22 protein-coding genes are annotated in these 25965 nt (G+C 37.6%); 10 read left to right on the top strand and 12 right to left on the bottom strand.

Features of this window, described 5'->3' with window-relative positions:
* Window positions 1-7: 7 nt before the first annotated feature.
* Together OIZ54_RS04005 and OIZ54_RS04000 are read right to left on the bottom strand one after the other, a co-directional pair.
* Complete coding sequence (locus OIZ54_RS04005) at window positions 8-871, bottom strand: copper resistance protein B (RefSeq protein ID WP_055011431.1); 864 nt, start codon at window positions 869-871, stop codon at window positions 8-10.
* On the bottom strand, window positions 868-2691 hold the full coding sequence (locus OIZ54_RS04000) for a copper resistance system multicopper oxidase (protein WP_024032687.1): 1824 nt from the start codon (window positions 2689-2691) through the stop codon (window positions 868-870). The genes OIZ54_RS04005 and OIZ54_RS04000 overlap by 4 nt, the downstream gene beginning before the upstream one ends.
* 166 nt (window positions 2692-2857) lie before the next feature.
* Between OIZ54_RS04000 and OIZ54_RS03995 the strand changes: the two genes are divergently transcribed.
* Window positions 2858-3544: a heavy metal response regulator transcription factor gene (locus tag OIZ54_RS03995; protein WP_024032688.1), complete on the top strand. Its 687-nt coding sequence runs from the start codon at window positions 2858-2860 to the stop codon at window positions 3542-3544.
* Window positions 3534-4931: a heavy metal sensor histidine kinase gene (locus tag OIZ54_RS03990; RefSeq protein WP_264389788.1), complete on the top strand. Its 1398-nt coding sequence runs from the start codon at window positions 3534-3536 to the stop codon at window positions 4929-4931. Before OIZ54_RS03995 ends, OIZ54_RS03990 begins: the two co-directional genes overlap by 11 nt.
* A 276-nt stretch (window positions 4932-5207) precedes the next feature.
* Here the strand turns inward: OIZ54_RS03990 and OIZ54_RS03985 are convergent, their stop codons facing one another.
* The 3 genes from OIZ54_RS03985 to OIZ54_RS03975 are packed head-to-tail and all read right to left on the bottom strand — an operon-like array spanning window position 5208 to window position 9200.
* Window positions 5208-5594: a diacylglycerol kinase gene (locus tag OIZ54_RS03985; RefSeq protein ID WP_024032690.1), complete on the bottom strand. Its 387-nt coding sequence runs from the start codon at window positions 5592-5594 to the stop codon at window positions 5208-5210.
* Window positions 5584-7236, bottom strand: a complete 1653-nt coding sequence (locus OIZ54_RS03980; RefSeq protein ID WP_264389787.1) for a phosphoethanolamine transferase — start codon at window positions 7234-7236, stop codon at window positions 5584-5586. The genes OIZ54_RS03985 and OIZ54_RS03980 overlap by 11 nt, the downstream gene beginning before the upstream one ends.
* A 2-nt stretch (window positions 7237-7238) precedes the next feature.
* Window positions 7239-9200, bottom strand: a complete 1962-nt coding sequence (locus tag OIZ54_RS03975) for an LTA synthase family protein (protein WP_264389786.1) — start codon at window positions 9198-9200, stop codon at window positions 7239-7241.
* A 173-nt stretch (window positions 9201-9373) separates the two neighbouring features.
* On the opposite strand from OIZ54_RS03975, the gene OIZ54_RS03970 reads away from it, so the two are divergent.
* Both OIZ54_RS03970 and OIZ54_RS03965 read left to right on the top strand, forming a co-directional pair.
* Entirely contained in the window at window positions 9374-10048 is a 675-nt protein-coding gene (locus OIZ54_RS03970) for a response regulator transcription factor (protein WP_024032693.1), read from the top strand.
* Window positions 10045-11454: a sensor histidine kinase gene (locus OIZ54_RS03965; protein WP_223866400.1), complete on the top strand. Its 1410-nt coding sequence runs from the start codon at window positions 10045-10047 to the stop codon at window positions 11452-11454. Before OIZ54_RS03970 ends, OIZ54_RS03965 begins: the two co-directional genes overlap by 4 nt.
* Window positions 11455-11695: 241 nt before the next feature.
* Here OIZ54_RS03965 and OIZ54_RS03960 read toward each other — a convergent pair whose 3' ends face one another.
* A complete protein-coding gene (locus tag OIZ54_RS03960; RefSeq protein ID WP_055018897.1) occupies window positions 11696-12286 on the bottom strand; it encodes a hypothetical protein in 591 nt (196 codons plus the stop codon).
* 375 nt (window positions 12287-12661) lie between these two features.
* A complete protein-coding gene (locus tag OIZ54_RS03955) occupies window positions 12662-12985 on the bottom strand; it encodes a hypothetical protein (protein ID WP_024032696.1) in 324 nt (107 codons plus the stop codon).
* A gap of 686 nt (window positions 12986-13671) precedes the next feature.
* Here OIZ54_RS03955 and OIZ54_RS03950 point away from each other — a divergent pair.
* Genes OIZ54_RS03950 through OIZ54_RS03935 form a run of 4 tightly spaced genes read left to right on the top strand, consistent with a single transcriptional unit; the run spans window position 13672 to window position 18582 of the window.
* A complete protein-coding gene (locus tag OIZ54_RS03950; RefSeq protein WP_055253882.1) occupies window positions 13672-14283 on the top strand; it encodes a TnsA endonuclease N-terminal domain-containing protein in 612 nt (203 codons plus the stop codon).
* Window positions 14280-16307: a DDE-type integrase/transposase/recombinase gene (locus tag OIZ54_RS03945; RefSeq protein WP_096042865.1), complete on the top strand. Its 2028-nt coding sequence runs from the start codon at window positions 14280-14282 to the stop codon at window positions 16305-16307. Before OIZ54_RS03950 ends, OIZ54_RS03945 begins: the two co-directional genes overlap by 4 nt.
* Window positions 16301-17251, top strand: coding sequence for a TniB family NTP-binding protein (locus tag OIZ54_RS03940; protein WP_024032700.1), 951 nt, complete (start codon window positions 16301-16303; stop codon window positions 17249-17251). Before OIZ54_RS03945 ends, OIZ54_RS03940 begins: the two co-directional genes overlap by 7 nt.
* On the top strand, window positions 17251-18582 hold the full coding sequence (locus tag OIZ54_RS03935; RefSeq protein WP_264389785.1) for a TniQ family protein: 1332 nt from the start codon (window positions 17251-17253) through the stop codon (window positions 18580-18582). The genes OIZ54_RS03940 and OIZ54_RS03935 overlap by 1 nt, the downstream gene beginning before the upstream one ends.
* Before the next feature lie 1057 nt (window positions 18583-19639).
* On the opposite strand, the gene OIZ54_RS03930 is transcribed toward OIZ54_RS03935, so the two are convergent.
* The 5 genes from OIZ54_RS03930 to OIZ54_RS03910 form a co-directional block, all read right to left on the bottom strand.
* Window positions 19640-20461: an alpha/beta fold hydrolase gene (locus OIZ54_RS03930; RefSeq protein ID WP_054981798.1), complete on the bottom strand. Its 822-nt coding sequence runs from the start codon at window positions 20459-20461 to the stop codon at window positions 19640-19642.
* Window positions 20462-20677: 216 nt separating this feature from the next.
* Window positions 20678-21610, bottom strand: coding sequence for a hypothetical protein (locus OIZ54_RS03925; RefSeq protein WP_054981797.1), 933 nt, complete (start codon window positions 21608-21610; stop codon window positions 20678-20680).
* 387 nt (window positions 21611-21997) lie between these two features.
* Window positions 21998-22375, bottom strand: a complete 378-nt coding sequence (locus OIZ54_RS03920; RefSeq protein WP_024605377.1) for a hypothetical protein — start codon at window positions 22373-22375, stop codon at window positions 21998-22000.
* A 122-nt stretch (window positions 22376-22497) separates the two neighbouring features.
* Window positions 22498-22803: a hypothetical protein gene (locus tag OIZ54_RS03915; protein WP_138578570.1), complete on the bottom strand. Its 306-nt coding sequence runs from the start codon at window positions 22801-22803 to the stop codon at window positions 22498-22500.
* Window positions 22804-22888: 85 nt separating this feature from the next.
* On the bottom strand, window positions 22889-24043 hold the full coding sequence (locus tag OIZ54_RS03910) for an acyltransferase family protein (RefSeq protein WP_264389784.1): 1155 nt from the start codon (window positions 24041-24043) through the stop codon (window positions 22889-22891).
* A 150-nt stretch (window positions 24044-24193) separates the two neighbouring features.
* Here OIZ54_RS03910 and OIZ54_RS03905 point away from each other — a divergent pair, with 150 nt between their 5' ends.
* Entirely contained in the window at window positions 24194-25312 is a 1119-nt protein-coding gene (locus OIZ54_RS03905) for a sensor histidine kinase (protein WP_264389783.1), read from the top strand.
* A 4-nt stretch (window positions 25313-25316) separates the two neighbouring features.
* The gene (locus OIZ54_RS03900) at window positions 25317-25931 is read left to right on the top strand and encodes a response regulator (protein ID WP_264389782.1); all 615 of its coding nucleotides are present in this window, start codon (window positions 25317-25319) and stop codon (window positions 25929-25931) included.
* Window positions 25932-25965: the final 34 nt, after the last annotated feature.

Genomic DNA, 25965 nt, shown 5'->3' with positions numbered 1-25965 from the left:
AAAATGATTAAAACCAAAATTTAATACCCGCAACAAATGCGGTGTTGTTGCTACTTTGTCCACTTGATGTGGCATAGTCGGCGGTATTGCCAAATTTATTGCTCCATTCAACGCCAATATAGGGCGCAAACTGGCGTGTAAATTCATAACGAACCCTAAAGCCAATCGCGCTGCTTGATAGGCCACTTCCAAGCTCGTTTTGTTTATCGTTTTTGCCATAAAGTGTAATTTCGGCTCGCGGTTGTATAATTAGCTTTTGCGTGAGTAGTAGTTCGTACTCTGCCTCTAACGTAAATGCGGTATTGCCTCGCTCACCTACGTATGCTGTCATATCAAGTTCAAACCAATAAGGGGCTAAACCTTGTAAGCCAAAAGCCAACCATTGCCGATTTTCACCTTCTTTATTGTAATCAAGACGAACACCTGCTTGAGTATCCCAATATGCTGATACGGCGTGACCCCATAAAATATCGGTTTGGTTTTCTTCAATACTTCCTTCGCTGAAATCACCCTCGGTTTTAATTACCAATCGATCAAAGGTAGTGCCGTACCATGCTTGTAAGTCAAATACACCTGCGTTTGCTTGCTCGTTATATTCAAGACGATCGCCTAGTAATGCGTAAAATGGATGCTCATCAGCGAGTGTTAATCGCTCATTGCCCTCAAGCGCATATGGGCCTTCTGTTAAAGTTGTTCCCGCAGAGTAAGCATGGGGGTCTCTTGCATCTTTAGGTGCACTTCCTCCTTGTGGTTGCATCTTAGCGCTATTCATTTGTGCCATTTCACTTTGCGCTAATAAAGGGAAACTAATTAATGAAGCCCCAGTTAACATTAATAAACTAAATGATTTAGATAGTTTTAATTGTTTCATGATACGACTACCTCTCTAAACATGCCGGCATCCATATGGAATAATAAATGGCAATGCCAAGCCCAGCGCCCTACATCGTGAGGGGTGGTTAAAAAGCTGATTCTTTGTGCGGGTTGAACAGGTATTGTATGACGTCGCACTTGCACATCACCTTGCTCGTTTTCTAAATCACTCCACATACCATGCAGATGCATAGGGTGCGTCATCATGGTATCGTTTTGTAAAATAACTCTTAAACGTTGGTTATGCTTCATATGCACTGGCGTGCTTTTACCAAATTCTAAGCCATCAAATGACCAGCTATAACGTTCCATATTTCCGGTTAAATGCAACTCAATTTCAGCTTCTGGCTCTTGCTGGTTAGTGACCCCTTCAAGTGAGTGTAAATCTGCAAGTGTTAAAACACGGCGACCATTTTTACGTAAACCAATACCAGGATCATCAAGATTTGTTCTAGGCATATCAACGCGCATATCAACGGAAGCTCCATACTCCGTTTTGGCATGACGCACTTTAGGGCTGGCAACTGCCAATGGGTTTTCAGACATACCATGTTTGCTATGATCCATCGCCATTGCACCGTGCTCCATAGCGCTATGATCCATTTCTTTAGAGTTCATACCTGACATGCCAGCCATACCTGCCATTGCAGAATGCTCACCGCCGTGGGTCATATTGCCCATCATATCGGTCATCGTTAACCATTCAACAGGGTCAAGTGCAGGTACTGGCGCATCAATATTAGGCGAGCTTGATAAAGTTCCTTTTGCGTAACCAGAGCGATCCATACTTTGAGCAAAAATCGTATAGGCATCATTTTTAGGCTCAACAATTACGTCGTAGGTCTCACCAGGGCCGAATCTAAATTCATCAACTGTCACTGGTTCAACGTTTTGCCCATCAGCTTGTACAACTGTTAGTTTTAGTTCTGGAATACGAACGTCAAAAAAAGTATTGCTTGAGCCATTAATAAACCTAAGTCTTACTTTTTCTCCAACTTTAAACATTCCTCGCCAATTTGACATTGGCGTACTACCGTTCATTAAAAAGGTCATTGCTGATGCAGATAAGTCAGCTAAATCTGTAGGATTCATTCTCATTTGATTCCACATTTTGCGGCGTTGCAAAGCATTCGAAACACCGCTATTTGAAACGTCATCAAAAAATTCTGGAACAGTGGGCTGATTGAAGTTAAATACATCACTCTGTATTTTTAATTTGCGGAACAGCGCCATTGGGTCATCATCAGTCCAATCAGATAATTGAATAACATGCTCGTTATCTGCACTAATAATATCTTTTTCTCGCGGTTCAATAATTAATGCACCGTACATGCCAGTCATTTCTTGAAAGCCACTATGTGAGTGATACCAATATGTACCGCTTTGTTGTAATTTAAATTTATAAACAAAGGTTTCGCCAGGCATAATGCCTTTAAAACTGATACCAGGTACGCCATCCATTTGATACGGTAAAATAATGCCATGCCAATGAATTGAACTCGGTACTGATAACTTATTTGTTACTCTAATAGTAACGTCATCGCCTTCTTTGAGGCGCAAGGTAGGGGCGGGTATAGAGCCATTGATAGTTGTCGCCATACGTACTACGCCAGTAAAGTTAACCGGCGATTCATCTATAACCAGATCAATTACTTTGCCGCTAAGTTCGGGCACAGTGCCTGTTATTGTTCCTGCTACTAAAGATGATGCAGCATGTAATACACTCGGAAAAGCAGCAAGTACACCTCCTGCAATTAAGCCTTGAACAAATCGTCTTCGTGGTGTGCTAACCTGTTGTGATGACTTTTTAAACCCCATTTCCTTACTCCTTCATACCAGAATATGTATTGAGTATAGAAAATAGACCTGTCTTAAACATGACGCGAACATTACAAAGTTGTAATGTTGGTGTCATGTTGCTGTAGTGACAGATACTGCATAATATTTGCAGAGGTAGTTGTTAGGACTTTAATGAAGGAATTGTATGCGCTTATTAGTTGTTGAAGATGAATCAAAGACAGGAGATTATTTAAAACAGGGACTAAGTGAAGCTGGTTTTCAGGTTTCTTTGGCGCGCAATGGACTTGACGGTCATCACCTAGCAATGACCGACTTATTTGATGTAATAATACTTGATGTCATGTTACCTGACGTATCCGGTTGGAAAATTTTACAGTCGCTACGTGAAGCAGATAACAAAACCCCAGTACTATTTTTATCTGCTCGCGATAGTATAGACGATAGAGTAAAGGGGCTCGAACTTGGTGCTGATGACTATTTAATAAAGCCTTTTGCTTTTGCTGAAGTTTTAGCAAGAGTACGCACTCTTATTCGCCGTGGTGTAGTACAAACAGTTGACGATATACTGATAGTTGCTGATTTAGAAATGGATATTCCAAAGCGAAAAATACAACGTGCAGGCAAGCGTATTTTATTGAGTAATAAAGAGTTTAGCTTACTTGAACTATTGTTACGGCGCGAAGGTGAAGTACTGCCACGTTCGTTAATTGCTTCTCAAGTATGGGATATGAATTTTGATAGCGACACCAATGTGATTGATGTTGCCATTCGTAGGCTAAGAGCAAAAGTTGATGATGACTTTACTGTTAAATTAATTCATACGGTTCGTGGTATGGGCTATAAATTAGAGGTTGAAACTGATGACTATTAAGTCACGGCCTTTATCACTTACGATGCGTGTTGTGTTGTTTGTGGCTGTAACCGTTATTGCGTGCTTAACTTTAGTTGCCACCTTAATAAATAGTTCGATAAAACATCATTTTTTCCAGCAAGATAGTAGTGAACTGCATGTTATTAATCAATCTATTGAATTAGTTTTAAGACAACAGTATAAATCAAACCTGAAACTTAAAAATGAATTATCTAACGCTGTAGCGGGTCATCACGGTGTTTACTATCAGGTAAATACCGCAAAAGGAGAGCTCATTTTTCAAAGTTCTGAACGAGATTTTAGTGATTTTGTAATGAGTGCTAATGCTTCAGCTGGCTTTAACCGTAACAACATTACCTCATGGCAAAATGATACCCACACCTACCGAGCTCTGGTGAGTAATTTAAGTACTGGGCAACAGCAATACAAAATTACTACAGCGATAGACATGAGCTTTCATTTACACTTTCTCAATCAATTTCAACAAAGTCTTTGGGCTATTATGTTTGGCTCTGCGGTACTCATTTTATTGGTGGCTTGGTTTGCTATACATCAAGGATTAAACCCTTTACGAGGTTTGAGTCAGAAAATGCATGATATCCAAACTAATAAGATGGATGTAAGGCTTGATGAAAATAAAGTGCCTATTGAGCTTGTTAATATGGTGCAGTCGTTTAACTCGATGCTCGACAGGCTCCAAGGTGAATTTATTCGTTTATCAAATTTCTCTAGTGATATTGCGCATGAGTTACGTACTCCACTAACAAATATAATCACTCAAACACAGGTTGGTTTATCTAAAAAAAGACAGTTGTTAGAGTATCAAGAATTATTGTTTTCTAATCTAGAAGAGCTGGAACGACTAACTAAGATGGTTAGTGATATGCTTTGGCTTGCAAAAACTCAGAATGGACTGGTTAAACCCGTTCAAAATACTCTAAAAAGCCATGATGAAATTGAAGCATTATTTGAGTACTTTGATGCTTTGGCTGAAGACTCATTGATTACATTTAAGAAAAAAGGTCAAAACCTTTGTTTTTATTGTGACAAATTACACTTTCGCCAATTATTATCAAACCTCCTATCCAATGCAATAAGGTATGCCCCAAAAGGCTCATCAATCACAGTAAATAGTGAAATATTTACCGCTGAAAAAATATGTATTTCAGTGATTAATACTGGGGAGAGAATACCTTCTGAGCATTTACCTTATTTATTTGACCGCTTTTATCGACCCGATAAATCGCGCCAACGACACAGCGATGGAGCTGGTTTAGGGCTTGCAATAGTTAAAGCTCTAGCGCAAGCAAACGGTGGAAATATAGAGGCCAGTTCAAATAATCAAACTACCAGCTTTAAAGTTTTTCTAAATTTAGCTAAAAGCTAATTATTAAATTTAATAACCCAATGTTTGCTTGTACCTCTAGACTTCCCAGCTTTCATTAAACACCGGTTTATAAACTTAAAGTACAAAACGGAAGTAAACTTCCGGTTTCTAACCCAATATTGCTATATTTCGGAAGCAAACTTCCGTTTATAGGAATTCAAAGGTAGTTATCGGAAATATACTTCTGTTTTTTGAAAGCGTTAACCTAGATAGCTATATGAGCCATTTTTCGGGGCCTTATTTGAGCGATCAGCGGTCATTGAGATTGGATAAATTTTAAAAATAACCAATATAGTTTATAAATACAGCAACCCAGACGACTGAACATATCAATAGAGCAATTAGTACTGCTGCGGAGCCTAAATCTTTAGCGAGACCAGACAATGGATGAATTTCTAAGCCAACTCTGTCTATTGTTGCTTCTATTGCTGTATTAACAATCTCTGCGAATATCACAAATAAAACAGAGATTAGGAGCATGACCTTTTCGTAAATACCTATCTGCCAAATAGAAATAATAGTTAGCGATAAAGCAAGTAATAAAAGCTCTTGTTTAAAAGCAGCTTCATTTTTGGCAAGCCATTTAAATGCACGCTGTGAATTTTTAAAAGCTAAAAATACTCGATTAATACCTGACGGCTTATTTACATTATCAAACTGCATTGGGAATTCCCTCATTGTAGGCTTCGGCCTTACAGGCGTTAAAAATATCGTATATAGGTTGGTATTGGTTGCTATTTACATGAGTTAATCCAAGCAAAGTGTCAAAAATATTGTCGTGTGAAAATGTTTTTGAGTGTTGCATCTCAACACAGCGATTGAATTCAGAGTCAGTAAGTTTATTACTCCAAAAAATCATTGGGATATGAGTTTGCTCGGTTGGTGCTAATGCATAAGGAAACCCATGAAGGTATAAGCCTTTTTCACCAAGTGACTCACCGTGATCTGACACATACAAGAGTGATTTTTCCATTTCGTTACTTTCTTGTAATACTTTTATTAATTCGCTCAATACCCTGTCTGTGTATGCAATAGTGTTATCATATGTGTTTGTTAGCTCTGTTGTAGTACAGTTCTGAATGTCGCTTCGATCGCAGTCAGGTTTATACAAACTTGCGTGTTCAGGGTAACGACGATAATAAGTTGGCCCATGTGAACCTATCATATGTAGAATAATCAATTTATGCTTAACGTTACTTTTAGCTATTCTGTCTTTGAGTTTCGAGACTAATATTTCATCAAAACAGTAATCACCGTCACAGAGCGAGTGCTTTTTGTTCGGCTCAATGTTTTCTGATTTGACGCGAGCACACACTCCTTTACAGCTGCTATTATTATCAATCCATGCCACTTCAACACCACTGCGCTGGATAATGTCTAGGACATTTTCTTGACTATTAGCAAGGCGAGAATCATATTCTTTGCGATTAAGCCGTGAAAACATACAGGGCACGGAGATAGCCGTTGCCGTTCCACATGATGAAACATCACTAAAATATTTCACGCCTAGCTTAGAGGTATAAGCATTCGTTGCTCTACTATAGCCTTGCAGTGAAAAGTTAGCAGCCCGAGCAGTTTCTCCTACAACCATTACTGTTAGCGAGGTGGTCGTTTTATTTTCTAAAGCTGGTAAATTATCAAGTACCTTAAAAGGTAGTGGGGGGTAAAAGTAATTATCTCTCAAATATTTATAACCCGCTGTATAAAAAGCAAACGGGGTGATATAGCTTGTAAGCTGTCGGTTATTACGCCCTACAGAAGCGTACTCTTTATAAAATGTTGCTGCTATTAAAGCACAACAAAGCAAAGCAAATAGATTTAGCTTCACAAAGCTCTTTAAACGTACTCTAAAACTACCAATAATTATGAACTTGGAAAATAAGTAAGTAGGTAAAATTCCTAATAAAACTACAAATATTACAAGCTGAAAATTCAAATATGAAAATGCTTCACCTGAGTTTGTCTCAACAATATTTTGTAACATGCTTTTGTCAAAAATAACGCCATAATTAAGTGTTGAATAAAACAATAATGAGCAAAGTAAAACGCTAAATAAAAGTACGGGTTTAACAAAAGTAACTAAGGACAGCCAACTCAAAACTAAAATAGTCAATGAGAAAAGCAATAAAGGAATAGACGTGATAAAAAGCCAATTTATATGGCCTGGCTGTGTTGCAGCAATAAAGGTGTTGTATAAAAACAAGCCATTAAATACGATAACGATATACATCGAAACTAAGCAAACAAAATGACTATAACTTACATGCCAAGACGAAATGTTAAAAATTTTAAAAGCATTTTTCATAATTATTCCTTATCGCTATTTTTATCAGCTAAACGATAAAGCTGCTCTGTGTAAGCTAAGTTGCTAAATAGCACATGAGCGAGTGCTTTTTCAGCTAACGTTTTATCTGCGTTTTGCGGTTTATTTCTTTTTTGTATTTTGGTTTTTTTGTTATAGCGCCAATAGCTAGTTTGTTGATTTGGCGTTAGGATGACAGCGCGATCATTTTCTAGATATGCAAAATTGTCGTAGTACTGCATCATCGCGCGTTCAACTGGATAATTTTTGGTGAGATCAAAGCCCACCATTGGAGTTGCTTGGTCAACTCCTAAAAGTGACAACAAAGTAACAGGTAGGTCAATTTGACTAACAAGTCTTGAGTCGCGTTTAGCCTTCATATGGCTGTTTAAAATAACCGCAGGTATGTGAAAAGACTTTAAAGGGACGGGCTCAGAGCCAAAAACACGCACATCATGGTCTGCCACAACCAAAAATACGGTGTTTTTCCAGTACGATTGTGTTTTTGCTTTATTTATAAACTTCCCTAGTGCGTAATCTGCATACTTAATTGCAAGATCACGTTTATAGTTTTCAGGGCTATACCCTTCAGGTAGCGATACCTTACCTTGTGGGATGTCAAATGGATCGTGATTGCTCGAAGTAAATACAAGACTAAAAAATGGCACTGCCGCATTACTTAGTTTAGTCAGTTCCTTATCTGCTTGTTGGAATAAGTCCTCATCACTCGCGCCCCAAGATGAGATAAACTGAGGGTTTTCAATGTGGTTGATGTCAACAATATCGTTAAATCCGTTTCCTAGGAAAAAGCTTTTCATATTGTCAAAATGACTTTCACCGCCGTAGATAAATTGGGTAATATAACCTTGTTGACTCAATACATCAGCTAATGAAAAAAAGTTATGCTGGGATTTAGATAGTTTAACTACCGAGCGAGATGGAGATGGCATAAAGCCAGTGGTAATTGCTTCAATACCTCTCACGGAGCGCGTTCCCGTAGCATAAAGGTTGTCAAACCCCCACCCTTGTTGATATAGCTCATCAAGTTCAGGAGTTATACCTAACCCACCAAGTTGTCCAACAAATCGGGCACCTAAACTTTCCTCAAGTATAATTACTAAGTTTTTTTTAACTCCAGACACAAAAGGTTTGTTATGTGCCAAGGTCGGAATATTTCCGGTGACAAACTGCTTACGATAAGAAGCCTTTTTGACTATATCTATAACTTGCTGATGAGGCATTGTGCCATACAAATTGCTAGCACTTTTTTCGTTACCCATGTTTTTCAGCGCAAACGCAACACTGTAAGTGGAGTTAAGAACAAGTGAATTTACTAGTGAATCTTGAGAAAAATAGACTAATGCAGGGTTAAGCGGCCGGTGGCTCAATGTACCTCTGGCAGCAAGGAAACAAAGCATTAAAACAGCCATAAGAATAGATAAATTAGCTACTTTTTTCAGTGGCTGTACTTGTGGTTTTGTGAATGCTCTATATAAAAGGCGATAGCTGTAAATACTTGTTATTGTCGCCACAAGTAATGTACTTAGCATTGCTAAAAGGTGACCATGAATTAGCATCGAGAATACTTCTTGTGGGTAATCAAGATATTCAATATATAACCGGTTAGGCCTTACATCATATTGAGTGATGAATGCAGCTGTTGATGTTTCTAAAATAACAACAACAGTCGCAATAATGCTACCGTAAAGCGAAAACATGCGCTGGAATAGCTTTGTTTTAGAGCGTGCAATTACATGCAGCATCAATATCAGTACTCCAATAGTTGCTAAGTATCCAACGCTACTTAAGTCTATTTTGATAGCACCTGAAATGACTGGCCAAATATCACCATCATTTAATCTTGAATGTTGCCATATCAATAGCCCAATTCGGGAAGTTATAAAGATTGATAACAATATAAGTGTAAAACGTAACAAGGGTTTTAAAACGGAAGTATTTGCTGACATAGTTGTACTCGTCTTTAAAAATTGCAGCAATACTAAAAATCGAAACTTAAGAAATCCTGATGATAAACTTAATAATGGCTATACTATAAAAACTTAAGGAAGCCTTAAGTAAAACTTAAGTTATATAGCGTAACCTAGTGATTAAGATGCATTTTCAGGCGAACAAATAGAACATGAAGTTATTAATAATTGAAGATTCAGGGTCACTGCGACGTAGTTTACGGGTTGGCTTAACAAATTTGGGCTTTGCGGTGGATGAAACCGGTGATGGCTCACAAGGGTTGAGTATGGCAATGACAGGTGAATATGAGCTTGTAATACTTGATATTATGCTACCTAGTATCGATGGCATCACTGTACTGCAAACCATAAGAACAAAACAGCTTGATACTAAAGTTTTAATTTTATCCGCAAAGCAAGAACCGGAAGACCGCGTTTTAGGGCTTCTAACCGGAGCGGATGATTACCTCACTAAACCTTTTTCATTTGATGAACTTCACGCTCGACTCTTAAATTTAATGCGTCGTGGTGGACTAAAAATGGTCAGTGATATTATAGTTATTGATAATTTAGCCCTGAATTTACAGTTAAAACTGCTAAAAGTTTCTGACAACGTTATTGATTTAACACCCAACGAGTACAAAATTGTCGAATGTTTATTTAGCAATCAAAATAAAGTGTTTAGTGCGGAAAAGCTAAGTACCTATCTTGCAGGACAGTATGATTTAATATCGAAAAACTCGATTGAAGCCCATTTATCATCTGCTCGTAAAAAAGTAAGAGTTGCAGGAGGAGAGCTACCAATTCAAACCAAACGTGGCTTTGGTTATATTGTGCAAGGGCAATGATGAAATCTATTCGCAGTAAACTAGTAATTACTCTCTCAGTAACTATAACAGGGTTAGTTTTATGCATATTGTTGGCCACTGATATTGCTGTTGATAGCTGGATAGACAATGAGTTTGATCGCAGCCTGCAATCTAAAGCAGGTATGTTAAAGACCTTAGTAAATAAGACCGATAATGGTTATTCCTATAATTTTTCCAGTGAGTTTATGCCTGAGTTCGCAGGAGAAGTTGAGCCCGAATACTTTCAAATATGGAACAAAGAAGGTACCTCCATCCGCTCAAAAAGTTTAGATTTATTTGAGGTTAAAAACCTACCATTTGAAAACTTGGAAATTGGCGAATCAAAAATACGACCTATTCAACTACCTGATGGTCGAGATGGCCGAATTTTTTACAGTCGTTTTATACCACAAGTAAAAGATAATGCATCAGTTGACACCTCTAAAAAGACAGACGGTGAGTCAATGATTTTAGCTTATACAGCATCCTCTGAGGAAGTTGATTTTGTACTTTGGTTGATTGACGTTATTTTTATAGTCACGACGATTACAGTTATTGTATTTATTCGATTGTTTGTCAGAAAGGCCATAGATACATCACTTGCGCCATTGGTACAATTAAATAAGGATATCAGTCAGTTAAGCATTATCAGTGAAGGCTCAGAGATATTTATAAAAGAGCCAGTTAAAGAGCTCTTGCCAATTGTTGAAAGTTTAAATGCCTTTATTAAAGAGAACAGGCAACTTTACCTAAGAGAGAAGCGCCTCACATCAGATATTGCCCATGAAATAAAAACGCCCATTGCCGAACTAATTAATATGGCAGAAGTCTCCATACGGTTTCCAAATGAAAAAGAGCTCAATGATGACTTTAAGCCTGAAGCTTTGAAGATAAGCCTGAGACTTAAAAATATAGTCTCAAATTTATTGCTATTACATAAATACGGGGGAGGTAAGCTGAACAAGCGAGATGCCTGTGATTTAAATCAAGTTATTAGCAGAATACTGGAAACCCATGATTTATCACGTGTAAATTTGCAGTTGGATGAAAATGCACCAGCAATTATGAGCAACTTGTTTGCCCTTGAATCAATTTTTAGCAATTTAGTTAACAACGCGAAACAATACAGTCCACTCGATTCAAAAATTTTAGTCTCCACGAGAGTTGTAAGGGATAAAAACTTAATATTATCAGTTACTAATTCCCTTAATGAACCTTTGAATGATAGCGATATAGACCAATTATTTGACCCATTATGGCAAAAAGACACTTCAAGAACATCGATTGATAACTTTGGATTAGGGCTATCAATCGCTAAGACGCTTAGTAAAGCAATTGATGCGCAATTAAGCGCGAAAGTTAGTGACAAAAAAATTACATTTTCTTTAGCCTTAACTACGGATTAGCTTATTCACTAACTACATAGAAATAAAGGCTGGGGTGTACAATTATGTGAAGAGGCTCCTATATACTTAATTTTCTGGCAGCTATAAAACAATCAACACCTTTTCTGCGGCTTAGCTGGGTGTTGTTATCACTGTCCGCTCATGGAATAAATGCGTCTGTTCGATTTGATTGACTTTATTTGTTCAAATCTGACAGTTTTGGTTAGATCTTATTAAATGAATACATTACGCGCTTATCTTGTTAAGCAAAAATGCTAACTAAATCACTGTTAAAAGAAAGTCCGCTTAAGCTATTTTCATTAACCAGAGATTTAAACGCAGCATTACAATAAAGTGCTGTCCCACCTTGCATGCATGATTTAAAAACAAGATTTTTGTCTGATTTAAATGATAAGGATTTGAGGCCATCCTCAATACCATTCAGGTAAGCCTTTTCAGTAAGAGATTCGTCTTCTTCTTCGAAAACGAGTGGATTAAATAAAATTAGCTCTTTATCACACCTAAGCGGTATAAACTCCCCGTATACTTGCAGATAGTTCCCTAGGGCAATATACGCTTTTTGGTTCAAAACAAGGTAATTCGTAAATAAGTTTACGTCGTAGGCTTGCTTTAAAGCTTCTTTTTCAACCTTGCAGCTAAATCCGTTTTTGACTATATCCGTTATTCTAGTTTTGCCGCTTGGAAAGCCAATCTTGGCTAATATTACTGCTTCTTTATAACTGAGGTTATTTTCTTCGGCAATTTGGTCTGCCATCGATACGATATCTAGGTCAATTATATCGTATGTTCTATCTGGTTTGTGTAATTTATAAATATCGAGTTCCTTTCCCATAAGTAATCCTTTGTGAAGTAATATTTGTGCTTATTAAAGATTAATGAAGCCAGAATATCAACTCCTTCGGCAACGCAAACAGAATCTTATTGAATATTAGCCAAATTTTATTAGGCTGGATTACTAAGGGAGTGCGCGTTAGTTATACCTGTACTCTATTCATTTATTAGCTTTTACTGTATTCATTTATTAGCTTTTACTGTATTCATTTATTAGCTTTTAATGTATTCATTTATTAGCTTTTAATGTAGAACTAGCAATATTTACATAATACAGATTCTCATCTTTGCCTACCAAAGCCCCTAGGTATCTACCGTAATGTAGAGCTCATGACCTTTAAAAGTAAAATAGACAGATTAGAAGGCGATAATCGCCTTATTTATCTTCCATAATATCTTTAAGTGCAATGCGCTTTAGCTTAGTACCATCGCGATACCCTTTTACTAACAATTCATCTAATACAGCGCCAGTGTAGAAGGTATAGCCATTTTCTTCATCAACGGGAAGCTCGTATACAGAGCCTGATATTTGAGGCCAAATCCAATAATTCCCACAGGGTGATAAGTGAGGTAGAACCATTGAACCTGAGCTTACTCTCCATTCATCATCATTTTTCCACGAACAAAACAACACATAGCAGGGTTTGCTATCAATAGTTTGAAACGTTAAAACAACCCACCCTTCTGGCTTGTGTTTCATATGTCACTCCATCTTGTTTACAAAAAAATTTAAGCCTCCATTAACCTTAACTTAATAAACAAGAACACCCCCTCTTTTTTCTTAAAAAACACAAAAAATAAAAATGCTTAAATTAACCTAGAATTAATATCGTTGGCATTTTATGAATTTTAAAACCCAAATCAAAGACACTTAAAGAAGATAACGAGAGGTCTGACCAGTTTAACCTTCTCTATTTCTGTAATATCTGCAATCATAGTGACTGCCTTTTGAAAAGCATCAACCTTGCTGGGGGCTAGGTGTGAAATTTTAAATTTAAGCTTTTAGGAGCAGCACTGAATACTAATTTCACTTTGGGTGTTTTACTTGAACATAACAACTTCATGTTAAACACAAACATAAAATCGGTTTGGATAAGGTAAAAACAACTCGAGAAACCTTCACAGTACTTTAAAGATAAATTTTTTTTGAGAATAAATAATTTGCTCGTAGAAAAAACATTGAACTTAACTTTTGAATTTTAAAGTGAGATTAACCCTTGAAAATAAAACAAAATTTTCAGTGGCTCCAAGGATTGATAAGCCTAATTATGACGAAAGGAATAATGTAAAAATGCTTACCAAGAACAACTATTCTAAAGATAAACCTTTTAATTTATCACCCATTATCTATAGTGTAAAGACATTTATTTTTTGGGAGGTAAAATTATGACCGTTACAAAGACGAACGCTAACGTTCACAGAGGTCGATTTGTTATACGATTTTACTCCCATAAAAATCAGTGCGCACTTAATCCCGAGTCATTTCAGGAGCTGATCCTGGCTTTTAAACTGGAATGTGACCCTAATGTGAAGCTGTTTGCCACCCAGCCTGAGCAAATAGAAGTGACTATAGACAAAAAAGTTTACCGCTATACACCCGACTTCTTAGTCCTATATCATTCTGGCTTCGCTGAATATATTGAAGTTCATCATGAGTCTCAGGTTGATAAAGAGTATCACTCGAAAATTCATCTTTTTAATGAGTACACCCGAAAAAAAGCACAAATAGGTTTACGGTTAATCATCGTCGATAAGCTCAATACTATCTTTATGGCGAACCTGAATCTGATAACAATGTATTACTCGGAGCATTCATTCCCATTAACAATGCTGCCTGATGGAGATTTAACCTTTGGTCAACTCATCGAATGCTTGGAGGGTATAGCTAAAAACCCAGTGTCAGAGGCTTATGGACTAATTGCATCAAATGTATATAAATTCGATATGGAGAAGCCGTTAAACGCCTCTACTACATTGATGCGAGGTCACCTCAAATGATCGGATATGCTACGGGCACTGACTTGACTAATAAGTACGGTAACGTTGAATCTATTGCGTTTGTTGACAGTACATCAATACTCCTTTCCGGTGATGGTATAGAGACTAAGAAGCGCCTATTACCTCGAGACGACTTTGAGAAATCAATTGATGATCAAGGCTTTATATTAAGAAACGCACAGCATCCACATATTGAACTAACAGAATATCAAAAGTTAACGGTTACATCACGATTGATGTATCAATCTATCTTGAAAGAACTGGTTAGTGAAGGATACCCTGCTACAACTAAGAAGACATATGATGAGCTCATCAAACGAGTCGAGAGCCAACATCCTGCAACTATTGCCACAAAACACCCGCAATGGAAAACGGTATGTCGCCATTGGCGCGTATGGGTTCAATCAGATTTTAATGATGAGGCGCTTGCGGGAGTGAAGCGCAATAGCCCTGTACGGCTAAATGCGGCCACTGAGGCTTTCATACAGCACTACATCGCTACCGTCTATTCGTGTAATAACTCTGCTTTCAAAGGCGCATATTACAGTAACTATAAACGAGAAGCGCAAGAAGCTAGCTTGAAAAATAATGAGATTCAAATCGCATCACAACGCACCTTTTACCGCCGGTTACAAGAGCTTACTGATGCCGAAAAACTTGCTAATTTTAAAGGCCTTTCACAAGCGGAAATCAATAAGCGACTAACAACGCTACGTAAACGAATAAAAACCTATTACGCAATGCAGCGCGTTGAATGCGACCGTGTTGTGCTAAATATGTGTTTAATTGACGACAAAACAGGCCTTCCGACACCGCCTATTTCTTTGTATGTAGCAATAGACGTATACACACGCGCACCTATCTCTGTGGTGCTTAGCTTTGAACCTGAAAACTCTGCCGGTGGGCTTAACCTTTTACGTCAAATATTTATGGCGGATAGTAATCTTACAATGAATGGACGCAAACCGACTACATTGATTATGGATAATGGCCCAGGGTTTAATAATCGTTTGATAAAAAAGGCTGCGGAGCGACTTGAGTTAAATATTCATTATACACCATCAAATCAACCTGCTAAGAAGCCATTCATTGAGTCATTTTTTAACGTATTAAGAGATCACTTTTTTTCAGGTATGAAGATTGAAACGCAAAGTGGTGAGACGAGTATTGGATTTCAAAGTTATTCAGGAAAACGTACTAACCCGAACTCACTCGACACAATTCCATTAGCTAAACGTGCGGATATAAAGGTATCTGATTTTACAAAGCTACTGAATATATTTTTGACAGAATACATGCACAAACACCATAAACAGGCTGGCCATACGCCTATCAAAAAATGGAATCAGTCCATTATTGATACGCCTATGCCTTCATTCACATATGATCAGCTACAACATTGCTTCCACGTGTCCAGAGCCCAGGCCTCACATAAATTACAGCAACGTGGAACTATCAGATGTTTAGGTCAAGATTATTACAGTGATGAGCTAAAACAACTATACGCGGCTACTAAAACAGACATGGAGCTGGGTGAAAACCCCTCTGTTTATGTGTTTCATGACGACCTAGATGCCAGAAAAGTAACAGTTCAAGCAACACTGCCTGGCGAGAACAATCCTGTGGAAATAGTGGCTGATAATATTGACCATCATGATACTAAACTACCAGTCAGCTTTGCTGAATTAAATGGCAATCAAACTCTGACCCAACTCGGAATATATACAGAAACTTTCTCCCATACTCCTACTGGTCACTATGTCGGTGAAATAACTGAATTCGTAAAGCAAAAGCCCAAACGCAAACAGCACAGAGGCCCGAAGGTAGCGTCTTTCAATAAAAATACGAAAGAGAACTTATCCATTGTAGAGCGAATAAAAAAATCTCATAAAGTGAATGAACTTAAATCACAGATATCGCACTCAGGTGAACAAGATACCTACGCAGATACGATAGTGAGCAAAACCAGAGAAATGGCCTCTACCCGTTATAATGATGATGAAGGAAATGAAAAACAATGGTAACTATGCCCAGTACAATTTTCGCATGTGACATTCAAATGAAGATATGGCAGAGGATAGCGGAAATCCACAATATGTATCACGTACCTTCAGAGGATAAACGAGCTCAACTTATTTATGGTGCCTCGGGTGCTGGCAAGACGTATATATTAAAGCAGTATCACGCTCAGTTTTTACCTGTTACTAAGCCAGAAAAAACGACAAAACCAATCTTTTATGTCGCTTTTAAGGAGTTTAAAAAAAGTACTGCAGAGATAACTCGATTTTTAATTTCAGAGCTAGAGGGAACAACACAAAACTCTCGCACTACTGCAGCTGAATTGGATGCCCAACTTATCTCACTTCTCAAAGACCTAGAAGTGGAGCTAATCATTCTTGATGAAATTCAGAATATTGCCTCAAGTTATGATGGGATAGAGTTTCAACGAATTATTAAATATTTTTGCTATCTGATCGATAGCAACAAGATCCGTTGTTCGATTATTTTCGCCGGTACAAGCAGTGCTAAGCGCCTTATTACATTTGGTAGAACCGCCGGTAAATTTGACGATGACGAGCAGATGTCTCGTCGACAAATGCGCCCCATTGAAATTAAGCCAATCCTTCCTAAAACGAAAAACTGGATTGCCTGTTGTAATTGGTTCATTCAACAAGTTGGGTTGCCAAATTTAACAAAGGATGAGCACAGTGAGCTACTTGATCGTATTTACCTTGCGTACAGTGAGCACACCATGAGTACAATGCGCGATTTATTTTTACGTAATAACACACGAAATGCAAAAAACTATGATCAGCTTATAGAAGCCTTATTTGAAAACTTTGAGAAATATGCAATTGGGGCTGTCAATCCATTTGATTATGAACTTTTAACAAAAAAACAATTAGATGCATATCTAAATGAGCAAGATAAAAACCTTAGAAGTCAGTTCTATTCGGGGTTATGCTAATGCGTTTCCCAATAAAACCCTCTTACTATGAAGCGGAGTCAGGTATTGGTTATGTACTTCGTTTACTTAAAAGAAATGGCATACAATCAGAATCTCGCGTACTCAATAAGGCTATGCTAACCAGTATCATCAAAGGTAGATCAACAAAGAACGGACTCCTTGATCACCTTATTCCTATAACTCGCACTTTATCATCATTAAAGATAAAGTGCTGGACACATGCGAGATTGCTAACGCCACAAGTTTGTCCAGATTGTGTTAACCAATATGGGTATTTTAGGGCCCAGTGGCAAAATCCATTTTTACGACACTGTATTATTCATGAGTGTGCCCTGTTATCCGAATGCCCTCATTGCAATTCACCGCTGCAATTTACCATTAATCTTCTAAATGGCCGCTGCACATCACCTTTGTGCGGCTTACGCTTAACGCATATGCCATTGAATAGTCAATTAAAATCACCTGAACAAGTCCACGATGCATACCTCATAGCTAAAGTGATAGTTGACGATAGTAATACACGAACGAGTTTCCCACCAAAGGAGATTACCTCCACATTATTAAATAGAGCGGCTGATATTCTTAATAACCCAGATAGTGCTAGAGTATTCTTAAGTGAAAGGGCTAAACGTGTACCAACAGATCTACCGTTGAACATTGAGTTTCACAAAATTGAAATTATTGTTCAGAATTTGCTATGTGAATGGGGGTCATTATCCACACTATATGAAATGTATAATAGCGAGTATATTCGTTCAAAAGCTCCCATAACTCAGCTTTGGTTTGAAGCTCAAACAGCCTCCTCTATAATTGGGGTAACGTTTAAACAAATCGCTCTTTTAGTCGAAGTTGGATTGATAAGAACTGATTCAAAAAAGGCCTTAAGAACAGATACTCGCGTTGAAATATCAGGTGTTTATACCTTTTTAGCCGAGTTCAGCCACAATAAAGATTACGTCCCCCTTTCTGAGCTACGTCGCTTTATGGCTCTTCATAATATCTGTATAACTGATGTACTGATAGCTACTAAAAATAAAGAATTATCAATAACATACAAACCTTCATTAGACTTAATGCATTCCATACACGTTTTGCCTGAAGCATTCGATACCTTTTGTAAATTACATACTCAACTTATAAGAGATAAAACGATGTCCGTTGCAAACGTAGCTGAAGTCACCGGTATACCAAAGGTAGAACTAATGAGGTTGATTAATACCGGTAAGCTCAGGCCCGTTTACATTCATGGCAATAATTCAAAACGTATACTTAATTGTGATACTTTGAAGTTGGCGAAAACGCAAAACAAACAGCTATCACTCGACATTTAGTACTTTGTAATTTCAACTTTAATTTTTAGGCCGAGACATGTTCTCGGTCTATGCTTTATTAATAACAATACCGGCAGTTCACTAAAACTAATCGACTGAATATCAATAAGTTTAACTTTCCCTTTTTTAATAAAGGTTTAGTAACTTCATCCATAACTAAACCTAAATCAAACCAAATTTGAATTAACTCAACATTACAAATGAAGCTTCGCATATCTGCATTTTAACTTTCACTTAAATGGCTTCATTTCTCTTTATCCTAAAAATCCATTTTCTAATCGATTTACTACACTTTTACTAAGTAAATATTAGCGTATAGTGTTCGCCACTAATTTACCGAATACAGAATCTACTTAATTATGTGCTCATTAAAATCAAGTCAGAGTTCTTCAGTGGCAGAATGAGAATCTGCAAGGCAGAATGAGAACTTTTTGGCTGGATGAGAATTTGTGTTGGGGCAGTTTTTAGCTATAAATAATTCTCAATTTAAGAGGCGCAGTACCGATAAAGAACACAAGCTAAGTTATTGTTTTGAAATCTTATTACATGGCTGAGATTCTCAAGTTATATGGCGCCGATCAAATTGATCAGTGCCACTTAAGTCGAGAATACACGGCGCGTTGAGAACTTATTGATTTATAATGAAATATGGCACTTAAATTGAGATTTATTAACTTAATTACACTCTAAAAATAATTATGTTTTTTATTAGGTAAATTTCTTAAACAACGAGAAATCGCTTGAAAACATCTATTACAGTAAGTGATTTGAAGTGATAATTTGACTATCTATTATACGAAAGCTAATCGGGTTTACTTCGAGGTAGTATTTATTTAGGCCGATGCTTTCAGAGGAGCGACAGCGCATCTTTATTTTTCATTACATAAAGAACTTGTATTCATGGGCAGTTATAGCCGTGGATTGCATCACTCAATAATTACCAGCGGTCTGCTCTGTGCCAATTGCAGACAGTGGTAACGCCCAAATTTAGCGCGGAAAGCAGCGCAGCGGCTTGACGTCGCAGCCCAGACTTTTTGCTGGTGATAAAATTTGTTTGTTATACGCCATCAATAAAGCCTAGTAATGCACTAATAGAGCTAAAAAACAGAGGCTTGTTATCATGTGGTACGTTATGGCCCGTTTTATTAGTAACCATATGGATAGAATTTGCATTATTGATGATCATTGACTGGTGCAAATCCCGCCAGATCTTTTTACCCTGCACACTATGCCCAATCCACCAGTCACTTTCATTTAATTTTGATGAAGTGACTATAACTACAGGAATTTTATTGGCAATATCGTCATCAGCAATCATTTTCTGATGATAAATTTCCTGTAGGAGATCCCATTCAGGCTGGTTATTCATCATTCCGTTTAATTTAGTAGTATCGCGTTTCGCCCACGTTGCGTCGTATTTATTTAATTCACTATCAAACAACTCATGACTTGGATCGATCAACAGTAACCCTTTTACCCGCTCGGGATAAGCAGCAGCAAATGCTCTGACATGCAAGCCACCAAAGGAGTGACCAATTAAAATTAGATTTTCTTTTGCGTTAATAGTCGAAAGCAGTTTTTCGAGTCGTTGATTTGAACTAGCTAAACTAACGTCTTTGACAACCTGAGATTTTCCATTCCCAGCACGAGAATATATAACTGCTCTGATATTTAATTTTGAAAGGTCTGTTAATAACGGGTGCCAGTAAGCTAAGCCCATTCCGATACCTGATTCAATCACCAAAGTTTTGCTTCCAGCACCGATATCGATGTATTCCATTTGAATGCCATCAATAACTAAGAATCTTGGTTCCTGAGTTCCCGCAATGACTGGACTGGCATATAAGACAAATAAAAAAAATGTTAATCGAAAAATCAAGCGCAACTCCTGTGCGTATAACGAGGCTGGAGGATAAGTTTAACAGCCAAAATGGGTAAAAACGAGCTCCTGTAATCGTTCCTCAGCACTTTTTCGGCATTAGGAAATACATTTGAAACCCATAAACGGGCTTATTTTCTTTAAAAGGAGTAATTCTAACGCCCCACACCCAAATTATGCGCTGCCGAAGGTGATCTGCATTTATTTGTAAGGAATTTATAGCGACTCTACACTTTCTCTCCATTTTTTGAAGGAAAACCTATCATTATATTCAATTCGTTTAGCTACTGCTCTAGGGCTTCGGCCTAAATACTGAGAAATCTCACTTGCTGTCATCTCAAATTCAACAACCATCACTCTTAGTTTTTCCAAGTCGATAGTACTCCAAGGTTTACCGTTATTTCTATATTTTAGAGCAGCTTTCTCTCTGACTTCTACTCTTTGCTTCCTAGAAATTTCCCTGACAGTAAGAACATCTTGGAGTTGAATCTTAGCTAAAGAAAAAGCGGTTGGCGGAGTTGTAGACTTATTAATATTTTTGATTACAATTTTAGAAGCATCATCAAGATCAGGCAAACAATCAAAATCAATATTTATTTTTCTGACTTTGGTATTTTCAATCTTACCCAAAATACTAATATCATTTAGATTAAAAAAACCTCTCAAGTCGAAAGTTTTTATTATTCTACTCTGAATTAAACTTTCTATTATAGTTGCTTTTTCGTATGTGTAGTTTGAAAGAGGAAGTGCCCAGACACATAAGTTTGGAAGGTATTTATTATGTAATATTTGTTCCCATTCATTCGAAAACTTTTGATTTGATGACAGTAAATTTTTTGGTTCAATTGATGTGATAGTTGTTGATGCCCAAATTTTTTTAATATTTGCTAAATTTTTGTATTCTTTAATATGGTTATGAACAAGATATGAAGACATCAAGCTATACACATCTTCTGACTCATCTACGTTGTAGATCGTTCTGTTACCTCGAAGATAACCTTCGTAGTGTTCACTCATTCTTATACCAACATTTACACTAACACCAACATAAACTATTCGGTTTAATGCACCTTTATGGACTATCAAATAAATTCCACTACAACCAGAGCTTTTCGCTTCTTTAAGTGAACCAAGACATTTCCATTTCATAACATGTTGATTCCTCGATTGATGCCTAACACTTTAGTATTTATGCAGCACGCAGTTTGTGTTGCATAATCACTTGAACAACTTTATAAGAGAACATTTTTCTTATTTTAACGCGAAAACGTCCATATTGTATGGACTTATATTCTTAGCGAATAGTGTAAGCCACTGCCAACTATAAATATTATGCTTACTGTAGCTTATTTAAACATTTATAAAAGAGGAAAGTATTCACTTATTTTTACTAAGTTAATGACGACTCACCTGACTGACCGATTATCGCTCTTTGACGAAGTTCGGCTCTGTGCCAGCGGACCTTCAATCGTAGCTCGTTTTTGCCCCAAGACGAGTTAACGTAAATACTCTATAGGTCGACTTTGAGCGAAGCAGTCAATCAAAAGTTTTGATGTCTGAAGTAAAGATTTGATCCTCGTTGGCTTTTTCAAAACGAATGGGCACGAGCTTTTGTAATAGTGGCAACACAAGCAAAGGCTCAGAGCGATTATCAACACAAACAACGGCATTTGCACTACTCAGTGCTCTCACCAATGCGTTAACAGGGGTTATATCGTCCAAAGACTCAATAAAACAATTGTCTTTCTCAAACTCACTTATATCGTCGAAATACGCATCAGGCGAAAAACAATATAACTCAAGCGGCTTAACTACCGCGTTATTGTTGTTTGATAGTTTTTTCCCTAACACGATGAGTAGATGAGCTTTTTTATCCAATCCGAGCTTAAGCAAAAGCGTATTTATTAAATCCATGTACTTCACTGAATACCTAAATAAAATAGCGTCATATTTTTATCGTGCATTATTAGGTACATTAAAACAATAGCTATTTTGATGAATTACCAGCGATTGCGCTATGCACTATGCACTATGCACTATGCACTATGAGTAAGTAATTTAATCCATTCATCTGCGTTTGACACAATGAATTGATATTTATTGCCATCTTTTAATACGACTTCAATTGCATCATGTGTATAAGGCAAAATACCTGCAACTTTACCAGTGCACTTACTCACTTTTACAATTTCACGCCGTGAAAACGTATAAGGCCCTAACCCAAATTGTGCATTAAACGGTGAAAAATGAATATCAGTGTTGGTTAGCCAAAATTTACCGTCGGCTTTAATCGTCCCTTTTTGAATTGTGGCGGTTGTCGATTTGATTGTTATTGCTTGCATAATAATATTCCTTTATGTGGCTATTAATGTGTCAGTTTTATCGCTTTTAAGTCATTACCAAGTGACGACATTTAAGCTGACTGTATTACCTTTTCTTGGTTCGCCTACCGTTAATTAATGCACCCAACCACGTATTTTTAACTAATAATAAATAACTTATTTGACCAATAAGTAATGTAACAACCACGCTAACTATAAACTTTACTAAAACTGGCCAACCAGTATTAATCAATGGCATCTGAATATAAATCAGCACTGGCACATGTATTAAATAAATCCAATATGATGCATTTGAGATGCTGCGACTGAGCTTACTTTGGTGATTTAAAAAACGATGCCCAAGTAAAAACGTTATGGCGGTTAACAAAATAACACTCAGTCCTTGTGATAAAACATGCAATACATTCAGCTCTCCCGCTGCGGCAAAATACCCCGAAGTTGCGGCGGCAATCACTTCATCTAAGCTTGGCGCGGCTGGTAATAAAGAAAAATAACCAGTCAGTGATAGTGCAACACCCAAAATAAGAGGCCATAAGTACTTATGATATGAGCAAATGAGCTGCTGTTTTTTATTAAGCCCCACTCCCAACCAATAAAAACTGCCGTAAAAACCATAGGACCATAACTGTGGCGTGAGTTTATCAGGAGCAGGAAATGGAATAGATTGCCCCATTAATGAAAACGTTAACACGATGGGAAGTACAACCCACATAAATAAAGGGTGAGCGCTAAGCGCATCAAATTTATTGCCTAATAAGTTAGTTGTTTTCAACAACCAGTGAATTAGGCAAAACTGGAATAAGTTCCACAAAAACCATAAGTGCATAGTGCTAACAACAGGCTCTTTAATAACTTTAAACACAGCAAAAATCGGCGGTATTGGATTAGCTATACCGGCTCCAAAAATCAAGGCATGGTAGTAAACGGCAAAGCTGAACGGTAAAAATACAATAAAAGGCAGTAGAATATGTTTACTGCGATGATGTAAAAAGCGCGCTTTGCTCGATTTATGTATTAAAAGTGCACTGCAAAACCCTGCAATAATAAAAAATAATGGCATCCGAAATAAGTGCAGCGTATGCGTAATATAATCAAATAGACCATGTGTGCTTGGGTCTGCCGTAAACCAAATATTGCGAAAGAACGGACTGTAGGCTAAAGCGGCATGAAATACGATGCCGAGCAATAGCGCGAGGCTGCGTAAATTATCAATGTAGTGTAATCGACTGTCTTTATTCATTAATGTGCCCAACTAACTTTTATTAATAAAGCATAAATGAATGAGGTTTCATGACACTAGTCACAAAGCTCATAGCCCGAGCTATGACAGATGTCACTGTTTTTACAACGCGAGTTCTGCAATAATTGCTAAAAAAATATGGCCACAGTAATGGAATCAACTATACGACATACAACCGATTGGCATTTCTCAACATTGGCATCGTGGCTTGGGGTGACATTGGCGTGTGCCTATTATACCAACTCAGAATTAGCGCTATATTTGCAAATCATAGTAAGTGGTTCCATTTTAGCTATTTTGCTGTATGTGTTAAAACAGCCTAACAAATTTGTTCACGGCGTAGCACTTGGCTATTTCCTGCTTATTTTGGCAATGATACAACTGAGTTCAACATCCTTAGTTTTTATCCACCTAGTGATGTTTACCGCGGTTTTTAGTCCTCATTTTTCGCTTCCTAAGATACTGGCTTGTGTTGTGGCCGCCATGCTGGTGTATGGTTTAACGCATTATGCGCGCTGGGAAAATGGCATTCCTTGGATCATGTTTACAATTTGGTTTTTCTTTTGCTTGATGAATTGGTTTGTTAGCCGGCGTATTGTCGAAAGTTTAAATACACATTACCAATCCCGCCAAAACTACAAAGAGTTAAAAGCCACCCAACACATGATGGGGGCGATGCATGCAGCGCAAGAGCGACAAAACATATCACGCGAGCTCCATGATTCGCTCGGCCATAAGCTTACCGCGCTCAGCATTAATTTAGATTTTGCTAAAAGAGCTGCAAATGAAGCCACCGTTGAAACCCTCTCTCTTTGCCACCAACTTAGCCAAGAAGTATTGGCTGAAGTGCGCGAAATCGTTTCCACTCAGCGCAATGACAAAACGATACTTAAGCAAGCTCTTGAGGCCATTTGCGAACTGACACCTAATTTACACTGTGATCTCCAACTAAGTAAAGAGACAGAGCAGCTCCCTCAAGACTACGCCCTGTGTGTATTTCGGTTTACCCAAGAGATGATCAGCAACACCCTTAAACATACCCAAGCAAACCATTTTACTTTGCATGTAAATGTCACCCTCGTTGGCGAACAGCCGCTGTTAGTTGCAAAAGCGTATCACAATCAAGCAGAGACCCATTTACCAAAACAAGGGAACGGATTAGCAGGACTAAATGAGCGGATGGCACAATTTGGCGGTGAATTTTCACAACACCTTGAGCAAGAAACATTGATCAATACCATGAAACTACCACTAAATTTAGAAGAATAAAGCCATGATAAAGTGCCTACTAGTTGAAGATCAGACATTAGTTCGTTTAGGCCTCGCTAATTTACTTAACCTCGATAGCGCCATTAATATCGAAGCCCAAGCTGAAGATGGCTTGCAAGCGCTTACACTATTAGCTGAGCATAGTTTTGACATTGCTTTACTCGATATGAGAATGCCGAATTTAGATGGGCTCGGCGTGCTGCAAAAAATGCGTGAAAAGGGTGATAAAACCCCTGTGCTGATCATCACCACATTTGAAGATTGTGATGTATTAGTCAAAACCCTTAATCTAGGTGCTCGTGGGTATGTGCTTAAAAACATTGAACTTGAAGAGCTCATTAGCGCTATCAAGCAGGTCGTTGTAGGTGAGCGAGTATTGCAAAGTGCGGTGACTGATTTTTTACTCAAAAAGCAACTAAGCCCTCAGCTCTGCTTAACGGACAAAGAACAAACCGTATTGCAGTGTTTGTCTTTAGGTATGCCAAACAAAGTGATTGCCAAAAAATTAGATAACTCTGAGGGGACTATTCGTAATCATGTGTCACAAATTCTTGCCAAATTAGACGTAAAAGACCGCACTCAGGCCGTTATAAAAGCCATTAATCAAAACCTAATTTAACACGCGAACAACACCAAATTACTATTTTTGATTA

This window comes from Pseudoalteromonas sp. A3, from assembly GCF_025942345.1.
GTDB lineage: Bacteria > Pseudomonadota > Gammaproteobacteria > Enterobacterales > Alteromonadaceae > Pseudoalteromonas > Pseudoalteromonas atlantica.
The sequence above is the reverse complement of the archived record's forward strand: the minus strand, read 5'-3'. Positions and strand labels throughout refer to the sequence as shown.

Excerpts from the sequence above, each read along its gene's own strand:
- OIZ54_RS04005 (WP_055011431.1), bottom strand. The coding sequence starts at position 871 with ATGAAACAATTAAAACTATCTAAATCATTTAGTTTATTAATGTTAACT.
- OIZ54_RS04000 (WP_024032687.1), bottom strand. The coding sequence starts at position 2,691 with ATGGGGTTTAAAAAGTCATCACAACAGGTTAGCACACCACGAAGACGA.
- OIZ54_RS03995 (WP_024032688.1), top strand. The coding sequence starts at position 2,858 with ATGCGCTTATTAGTTGTTGAAGATGAATCAAAGACAGGAGATTATTTA.
- OIZ54_RS03990 (WP_264389788.1), top strand. The coding sequence starts at position 3,534 with ATGACTATTAAGTCACGGCCTTTATCACTTACGATGCGTGTTGTGTTG.
- OIZ54_RS03985 (WP_024032690.1), bottom strand. The coding sequence starts at position 5,594 with ATGCAGTTTGATAATGTAAATAAGCCGTCAGGTATTAATCGAGTATTT.
- OIZ54_RS03980 (WP_264389787.1), bottom strand. The coding sequence starts at position 7,236 with ATGAAAAATGCTTTTAAAATTTTTAACATTTCGTCTTGGCATGTAAGT.
- OIZ54_RS03975 (WP_264389786.1), bottom strand. The coding sequence starts at position 9,200 with ATGTCAGCAAATACTTCCGTTTTAAAACCCTTGTTACGTTTTACACTT.
- OIZ54_RS03970 (WP_024032693.1), top strand. The coding sequence starts at position 9,374 with ATGAAGTTATTAATAATTGAAGATTCAGGGTCACTGCGACGTAGTTTA.
- OIZ54_RS03965 (WP_223866400.1), top strand. The coding sequence starts at position 10,045 with ATGATGAAATCTATTCGCAGTAAACTAGTAATTACTCTCTCAGTAACT.
- OIZ54_RS03960 (WP_055018897.1), bottom strand. The coding sequence starts at position 12,286 with ATGGGAAAGGAACTCGATATTTATAAATTACACAAACCAGATAGAACA.
- OIZ54_RS03955 (WP_024032696.1), bottom strand. The coding sequence starts at position 12,985 with ATGAAACACAAGCCAGAAGGGTGGGTTGTTTTAACGTTTCAAACTATT.
- OIZ54_RS03950 (WP_055253882.1), top strand. The coding sequence starts at position 13,672 with ATGACCGTTACAAAGACGAACGCTAACGTTCACAGAGGTCGATTTGTT.
- OIZ54_RS03945 (WP_096042865.1), top strand. The coding sequence starts at position 14,280 with ATGATCGGATATGCTACGGGCACTGACTTGACTAATAAGTACGGTAAC.
- OIZ54_RS03940 (WP_024032700.1), top strand. The coding sequence starts at position 16,301 with ATGGTAACTATGCCCAGTACAATTTTCGCATGTGACATTCAAATGAAG.
- OIZ54_RS03935 (WP_264389785.1), top strand. The coding sequence starts at position 17,251 with ATGCGTTTCCCAATAAAACCCTCTTACTATGAAGCGGAGTCAGGTATT.
- OIZ54_RS03925 (WP_054981797.1), bottom strand. The coding sequence starts at position 21,610 with ATGAAATGGAAATGTCTTGGTTCACTTAAAGAAGCGAAAAGCTCTGGT.
- OIZ54_RS03920 (WP_024605377.1), bottom strand. The coding sequence starts at position 22,375 with ATGGATTTAATAAATACGCTTTTGCTTAAGCTCGGATTGGATAAAAAA.
- OIZ54_RS03915 (WP_138578570.1), bottom strand. The coding sequence starts at position 22,803 with ATGCAAGCAATAACAATCAAATCGACAACCGCCACAATTCAAAAAGGG.
- OIZ54_RS03910 (WP_264389784.1), bottom strand. The coding sequence starts at position 24,043 with ATGAATAAAGACAGTCGATTACACTACATTGATAATTTACGCAGCCTC.
- OIZ54_RS03905 (WP_264389783.1), top strand. The coding sequence starts at position 24,194 with ATGGAATCAACTATACGACATACAACCGATTGGCATTTCTCAACATTG.
- OIZ54_RS03900 (WP_264389782.1), top strand. The coding sequence starts at position 25,317 with ATGATAAAGTGCCTACTAGTTGAAGATCAGACATTAGTTCGTTTAGGC.